This is a genomic window from Flavobacterium sp. (assembly GCF_017985075.1).
Classification (GTDB): Bacteria; Bacteroidota; Bacteroidia; order Flavobacteriales; family Flavobacteriaceae; genus Flavobacterium.
Genome location: NZ_JAGNYF010000078.1, coordinates 1 through 6,137, shown reverse-complemented (window position 1 = coordinate 6,137; position 6,137 = coordinate 1). Strand labels below are relative to the sequence as shown.

Below are 6,137 nucleotides of genomic sequence, written 5' to 3'. Positions count from 1 at the left end.
TTTGTCCTCCTGGATAACCTGTGTGACGGATGTACGTTTTTTCATCCAATTTGTTTCCAGTAAGATTGATTTTTTCTGCGTTAATAACAATTACGTTATCTCCACAGTCAACATGCGGCGTATAACTCGGCTTGTACTTACCTCTTAATAGCATAGCTACTTTAGAAGCAAAACGACCTAAGTTATGACCTTCAGCATCTACAACAATCCACTGCTTGTCTGCAGTAGCTTTGTTTGCCGAAATTGTCTTGTAGCTTAATGTGTTCACAATACTAATTTTTAATTAAACATTCCATTCCTATTCCCAAACTTAGGGAATAGGGGTGCAAAAGTACAATTATTTATTAAAATTACAAATAATAGTTTAATTTTCTTTTAATGAGTAGAGGTTTAATCTATACTTTCAAAATAAATTAAATTTTTCTTGCAAAAGAATTCTTAATTTATTAAGTTTATATTCTTAATTTTAAACTTTTTGATTATGAAAAAACTGTTAATTTTATTGTTTATTACCACAGTACTATTTTCTTGTAGCGACCAAGATATAACAAAAATTGAAGACGGGAGTGTTTTAAAAACAAATTTCGCTGAAACTATGCGGACTTTTGCTGGTGATTCTTTAATACTAGAGAATCCTTATTCTCTTGAGAACATGAGGTTGGCATTAAATACTATTAAAAACAAGGACAAATCAAGTAGTTATTTAAGTGCTGAGAATTTTCAAATAAACGCTTCGCATTTGTATATAAAATTTAAACCGAGAAATGAAGAAGAGGAAGGATTGCTAAAAGCAGATTCTACAATGTATTTGTTTGATTATAGATTAGATGTAGAATATAAAAGTAGTTTTTTAGAAAACAGACCAGTAACTGGGGATAGTATTCCAGAATATTACACGGCAATTCCAATTGACAAAGCACTTCCAAATGTGCCTTATGAGACATTGGAGCAATTGTATATACCTGAGCAAGATATTTATTTTGCAAACACACAAGAAATTGAAAAATATTTGATAAATGATAAAATAAACAATAAAACAGATTTATTTAATCATTTAATTTTTAACGCATTTGTACAAACTAATAACGAAGATGAAGTTCTAGAACCTGGTTCTACCGCTACTCAACGTTGGTTTTTTGGAAGAAGGTGGACTCCAAAAGGAACTATTAGAATATGGGATGATCTTTACAAAGAAATTCCCTTAGAAGGTGCTAAAATTTTAATGCGTCAATGGTTTACTGTTGATAGTGGTATAACAGGAGCTAATGGATATTTTCAGACAGGTACTGTGCGAGGGCACGCAAGATATATATTGCAATGGGAAAGATATCAATATAGTATTAGGTCTGGTTCTGGAGGACAAGCGGAACGTAGAGGTCCAAATTTAAAAAATCAAGATTGGAATTACATAATTACAAATGGAACACATGATGAATATTACGGACACATACATCGTGCCGCACACCATTATTATTATAAATATATTCATCAATTAAACAGACCACATCAAAATGGCTTTTGGAACCCTCAAATGAAAATAGCCGCAAAATTTGAACCAAATTCATCCATAAATGCTAGCCACACTTCAAATTATTTTAACCCTTTCGGTGTTTTTAATAAAATCAGAGTTTATAATCCTCAAAATGATAGTTTTGATGTTTATGGTACAGTAATTCATGAATTAGCACATTCATCACACTTTTCAGCAAATAAAGTAAAGTTTAGAAATACAGACACCAAGGTAATAGAATCTTGGGCGAAAGGAGTGCAATGGTCATTAACAAAAATGGTTTATCCTGATTATTATACTGGTCAATATTTACCCAATTATACATTGGTTGTTAGAGATTTAATTGATAATGATAATAAGTATGGCTACAGTGGACTTTTATTTGAAAACACAAAAGATTATACTATTAAACAAATAGAAAATTCCCTAGGGAAAACTTGGAATGAATGGAAAACTAATATAATTAATGATCATGATAACAATACGGAACAATATGTGGAAAGTACTTTTAATTACTGGAATTAGTATTATTTTCTTTTTTTCTTGTGAGAAAGAAGACAATGGTAGTGCTACAACATACTACAAATTTAGAAATACAACTTCTCAAAATATCGAAATATATATAAAAGATAAAGCAACACAAGTTGTACAAACTTATTCTCTAAATCCAAATCAAGAAAAAGAATTTTTAAGTAAATGCTTAAGCGTAAGTGGCGGTGGTATTTGTGAGGACTTTACAGGTAGAAACGAAATAACTATTAAATTTATTACAGACAATATTTGTTTAGTGAATTTTCCAAAAATTTTTGACGGAAGATTATATGACAATTTTTCAACCGATATGTATAATAATAGCGAAAACACATTATTATATTTAATAGATGCAGAAGAAGTTGCAGCAGCAACCGTTTGCAATTAGTTTTAATTAATTTAGCCTCCAAAAATATTTTTTTTGGAGGTTTTTTTGTTTTTATTTAAAAAAAATTACGCAAAAAAAAGACTGTGTTTTTTAAAACTCACTAAAATGGTGTACTTTTGAATTTGAAATAGTATAAAAATGAAATCTAAAGCCACATTAAAAGAATTAGCCAAAGAATTAGGCGTTTCTACCTCTACAGTATCAAAGGCATTAAGTAACAGCCCAGAAATTAGCGAGCTAACTAAAATTAAGATTAAAGAGTTTGCGCAACTTAAAAATTATAAGCCAAATAGTATTGCTAAAAATCTAAAAAATCAGCGCTCTTATACTATAGGTGTTATTCTACCAAATATTTTAAACCCTTTTTTTGCAAAAGTATTTTCTGGAATTGAATTATATGCTAACGAAAAAGGGTATAATTTAATAACATGTACGTCTAATGAATCTTTGGAAAAAGAGAAACAGATGATTGAAATGTTGGATAATGGAGCCATTGATGGTTTTATTTTAGCTTTGGCTGAAGAAACGCAAAAAGAAAATAATTTTACACATATATATAATGTATTGCGTGATGGAACTCCAATTGTTCTTTTTGATAGAATTGCACCAGAATTAAAATGCGATAAAGTTATTGTAGACGATTTTGACTCTGCAGTAGAAGCGACGCAATATTTAATAGATACAGATTGTAAAAAAATTGCATTATTTTCTTCAATCAATAATTTGAGCGTTGGAAAATTAAGAGAAAACGGATACAAAGAAGCGCTGCAAAAGAATAACAAGAAATTTGATACAACTTTAGCTTTGTTGACCGATTCAGATGAAGGTTTTGATGAAAAAATGGGCACACTTATTTTAGATAAAAAACCAGATGCTATTTTTGCAGTTGATGAATATGCTTCTGTTGCTGCGATGAAATTTTGTTTAAAAAATGGTTTTCACGTCCCAAATGATATTTCAATTATTGGTTTTGCAGATGGATTATGGTCAAGAAGAATGACGCCAAGCTTATCTACTGTTAGCCAACACGCACCAGAAATTGGTCAAAAAACAGCCGAATTAATTATCAAACGCATTGAAGAAATTCCAGATTCTGAATCTGAAAAAATATTCGAAACCGTGGTTATTAAAACGGAATTAAGAAAAAGAGAATCGGTTAGAAAACTTTCTTAATCCTATAGAATCGTAGGATTTTTTTCAGAAAACTTGTTTAAAGTCTATAAATCCCAACTATTTAATTGCTGCATAGCGTGATATGCAGTCAAATCAAAATGAACGGGAACTATGGAAATGTAATCATTAGCTAACGCCCATTCGTCCGTATCTTCACCATTATCGTGGTTTACAAATTTTCCGGTTAACCAGTAATATTCTTTTCCCATTGGATTGGTGCGTTTGTCGAATTCTTCTTCCCAAGTGGCTTTTGCTTGACGACAAATTTTTATTCCTTTAATTTGGTCTGTTTTCGGAAAGTTTACATTTAAAACCACACCTTCAGGCAAGCCGTTTTCTAAAACCTCTAAAACTATTTTTTTAATAAAAGGTTTGATGTATTCAAAATTTGCATCCCAACTGTAATCGCATAAAGAAAATCCGATAGACGGAATGCCTTCAATACCGCCTTCTACAGCAGCACTCATCGTACCAGAATAAATTACATTTATAGAAGAATTGGATCCATGATTGACACCAGAAACGCACAAATCAGGTTTGCTTTTCATTACTTCGTGAACACCCATTTTTACACAATCTACCGGTGTTCCAGAACAACTATATGCATTATTTGTACCTAAGAAATTAGGAATATGCTTCAATTCTAATGTGCTATTTATGGTTATGGCGTGACCCATTCCGCTTTGTGCACTATCTGGAGCAATGATATAAATTTCACCTAATTCATGCATGACTTCTGTTAATGCTTTTATACCTGGAGCAGCAATTCCATCGTCATTCGTAACCAGAATTTTTTTCATTTTAAAATTGTGTTAAATTATTTGCTAATTTATTATAAATTATGATTTATTTGCAGATTAAAATATTAAATTTGTTATCTTGTTTTTGTAGCAAGTAATACAGTAATTATTTGGCACGATTTTAGAGGTTAAAAATGAAAAAAAGTATAGAATTTATGAAAAGAAATTATAAAGTTTTATTGGTTGTTGGGATAGTAGTTGCTGGATTGTGGAGCTTTATTCCTTCAAAAAAAGTAACTGGCGACGATAAAGATAAAATGTTAATTGAACTGTTGTCTTTTGTGTTAGAAAAAGGCCATTTTTCACCTATTGAATTAAATGATGAATTTTCAAAAAAGGCGTATGCTTCTTATATTGAATCATTAGACCCTACGAAGCGATATTTTATTCAATCAGATATTGCTGAATTTCAAAAATATGAATTGGCTATTGATGACATGATTCGCAGCAAAGATTTGTCATTTTTTGATTTAACATATAAACGATTAATGCAAAGAATGAAAGAATCGAAAGTAATTTATACAAGTATTCTTTCAAAACCTTTGGATTTAAACGACAATGAAACCATCAATGTAGATTATGAAAAACTGCCGTATGCTGCGACTATGAAAGATTTAGATCAGCGTTGGAGAAAGCAATTAGAACTTGCCGTTTTGAGTGATATTACAGACAAAGAAGACATTCAAAACGCTTTAAAGTCTGGGATTATAGATGAATCGAGTGCTGCTAAAGAAGAAAAACCAGTTGAAAAAACCGAACCAAAATCATTTGAAGAATTAGAAATAACGGCAAGAAAAACTACTGAAAGTAATTTGAATAATAATTTTAGTTTCATTGCTGAACTCACTCGTGAGGATTGGTTTACGGTTTATATTAATGCTATTGTAACGCAATACGATCCACATACGTATTATTTTTCTCCAGAAGATAAAGAAAAATTTGATGTAAGTATGAGTGGAAAATTTGAAGGAATTGGTGCGCGTTTACAAAAGAAAAATGAAGGCATTGAAGTGTCAGAACTAATAAGCGGAGGTCCTGCTTGGCGTGGTAAATTATTAGAACAAGGTGATATTATTATTAAAGTAGCTCAAGCAAATGAGCAACCAATTGATATTGCAGGAATGCGTTTAGACGATGTAATTAAGAAAATAAAAGGACCTAAAGGTACTTTGGTAAAACTTACTGTTAAAAAAGTAGACGGTTCTGTAAAAGTAATTCCAATAGTTAGGGACGAAGTTGAAACTGAAGAAACGTTTGCTAAATCTACAGTCGTGGAAAAAGATGGTAAATTATTTGGGGTGATTTATTTACCGAAATTTTATCAATCTTTTGAAAACAAATCCAACCGAGATGCTTTTAAAGATGTAGCTATTGAAGTCGAAAGATTAAAAGCAATGAATGTGCAAGGAATTGTTATGGATTTACGTGACAATGGTGGTGGATCTTTAGAAACGGTAGTTAAAATGACAGGTTTGTTTATAGATAAAGGACCTGTAGTTCAAGTAAAACCTGCTGGAGGCAAAGCTCAAGTCTTGCCAGATTCAGATCCTAAAGTACAATGGGATGGCCCTTTAGTAGTTATGATTAATAACTATTCGGCTTCAGCTTCAGAAATATTTGCAGCTGCAATTCAGGATTATAATAGAGGAATTATTATTGGAAGTAAACAATCATACGGAAAAGGAACAGTTCAGAATGTATTTGAATTAAACGAATTTGTTCGTGGTAATCAATA

The 6,137-nt window shown here is 31.1% G+C and carries 6 protein-coding genes; 4 read left to right on the top strand and 2 right to left on the bottom strand.

From position 1 onward, the window contains the following. A partial coding sequence (gene rplM, locus KA468_RS10195) for a 50S ribosomal protein L13 (RefSeq protein WP_291242832.1) occupies window positions 1-268 on the bottom strand: 268 nt, incomplete at its 3' end. 213 nt (window positions 269-481) lie between these two features. Here rplM and KA468_RS10190 point away from each other — a divergent pair. The 3 genes from KA468_RS10190 (at window position 482) to KA468_RS10180 (ending at window position 3,602) form a co-directional block, all read left to right on the top strand. Further along, on the top strand, window positions 482-2,035 hold the full coding sequence (locus KA468_RS10190; RefSeq protein WP_291242831.1) for a hypothetical protein: 1,554 nt from the start codon (window positions 482-484) through the stop codon (window positions 2,033-2,035). Further along, window positions 2,004-2,429 carry a hypothetical protein gene (locus tag KA468_RS10185; RefSeq protein ID WP_291242830.1) on the top strand — a complete coding sequence of 142 codons (426 nt, stop codon included), beginning with the start codon at window positions 2,004-2,006 and terminating at the stop codon, window positions 2,427-2,429. Before KA468_RS10190 ends, KA468_RS10185 begins: the two co-directional genes overlap by 32 nt. A gap of 138 nt (window positions 2,430-2,567) precedes the next feature. Beyond that, complete coding sequence (locus tag KA468_RS10180) at window positions 2,568-3,602, top strand: LacI family DNA-binding transcriptional regulator (protein ID WP_291242829.1); 1,035 nt, start codon at window positions 2,568-2,570, stop codon at window positions 3,600-3,602. A 44-nt stretch (window positions 3,603-3,646) separates the two neighbouring features. On the opposite strand, the gene surE is transcribed toward KA468_RS10180, so the two are convergent. Further along, on the bottom strand, window positions 3,647-4,402 hold the full coding sequence (gene surE / locus KA468_RS10175) for a 5'/3'-nucleotidase SurE (protein WP_291242828.1): 756 nt from the start codon (window positions 4,400-4,402) through the stop codon (window positions 3,647-3,649). Between the two features lie 134 nt (window positions 4,403-4,536). Between surE and KA468_RS10170 the strand changes: the two genes are divergently transcribed. Further along, window positions 4,537-6,137 (top strand): S41 family peptidase (locus KA468_RS10170; protein ID WP_291242827.1); only part of this gene is annotated, 1,601 nt, incomplete at its 3' end.